This is a genomic window from Amycolatopsis echigonensis, assembly GCF_014174495.1.
Lineage (GTDB): Bacteria > Actinomycetota > Actinomycetes > Mycobacteriales > Pseudonocardiaceae > Amycolatopsis > Amycolatopsis echigonensis.
On record NZ_JACJHR010000224.1, the window covers coordinates 1 to 1,381 of the forward strand.

The following is a 1,381-nucleotide window of genomic DNA, read 5'->3' on the forward strand; positions in this document are numbered from 1 at the left end:
GGGACTGTAGAACGAGCGGTGTAACTCCCGATCATGGAAGTGCACCTGATGACCGACATGATGTCCGGCGTGGAGAACGCTGAGGACTCGAAGCCCGAGACCGGCCTGGACGGTCTGGACGAGCAGCTGGTCGCGCAGCTGGTGGATCGCGCGAAGGCCGGTGGGCTGGCGCTGACCGGCGAGGGCGGGGTGCTGGCGCAGCTGACCAAACGGCTGCTGGAGTCCGCGCTCGAGGGCGAGATCACCGAGCACCTCGGCTATGACAAGCACGACCCGGCCGGCCGCGGGACCGGCAACTCGCGCAACGGCACCCGCGCCAAGACCGTGCTCACCGACGTGGGTCCGGTGCAGATCGACGTGCCCCGCGACCGGGATGCGAGCTTCGAGCCGAAGATCGTGGCCAAACGGCAGAAGCGCCTGGGCGGCGTGGACGAGATGGTGATCTCGCTGGCCGCGAAGGGCCTGACGACCGGGGAGATCTCGGCGCATCTGGCCGAGGTCTACGGGGCCGAGGTGTCACGGCAGACGATCTCCACGATCACCGACAAGATCGTCGAGGGCATGGTCGAGTGGCAGAACCGGCCCTTGGACCCGGTCTATCCGGTGATCTTCATCGACGCGATCCACGTGAAGATCCGCGACGGCAAGGTCGCCAACCGGCCGATCTATGTCGCCTTGGCGGTGACCTGCGAGGGCCGCCGCGACATCCTCGGCTTGTGGGCGGGCGAGGGCGGCGAGGGCGCGAAGTACTGGCTGCACGTGCTCACCGAACTCAAGAACCGCGGCGTCGCTGACGTGCTCATGGTCGTCTGTGACGGGCTTGCCGGGTTGCCCGAGTCGATCACTGCGGTTTGGCCGGCCACTATCACCCAGACTTGCGTGGTTCATTTGCTGCGCAACAGCTTCCGCTACGCAGGCCGTCAGCACTGGGACGCGATCGCCAGGGCGCTCAAGCCGGTTTACACCGCGCCGACCGAGGCCGCCGCGCGCGAACGGTTCGCCGAGTTCGCCGAGACGTGGGGCGGTCGGTATCCGGCCATCGTCCGGTTGTGGGACAACGCGTGGGCGGAGTTCGTGCCGTTCCTGGCGTTCGATGCCGAGATCCGGCGGGTGATCTGCTCGACCAACGCGATCGAGAGCGTCAACGCCCGCATCCGCCGCGCGGTGAAGGCCCGCGGTCACTTCCCGAACGAGCAGGCCGCGCTCAAGTGCGTCTACATGGCGATCATGAGCCTGGACCCCACGGGCGCCGGCCGGAAACGCTGGACGATGCGGTGGAAACCCGCGCTGAACGCGTTCGAGATCGCCTTCGACGGCCGCCTGGCCGCCGGACGCAAGTAGTTCCCTTCAACCCGAGTTACACCGCTCGTTTGACAGACCC

The 1,381-nt window shown here is 67.3% G+C and carries 1 protein-coding gene; it reads left to right on the top strand.

Annotated features, from left to right (window positions below; genetic code table 11):
• Window positions 1-60: 60 nt before the first annotated feature.
• Entirely contained in the window at window positions 61-1,341 is a 1,281-nt protein-coding gene (locus H5411_RS46405) for an IS256 family transposase (RefSeq protein ID WP_376772304.1), read from the top strand.
• Window positions 1,342-1,381 lie beyond the last annotated feature (40 nt).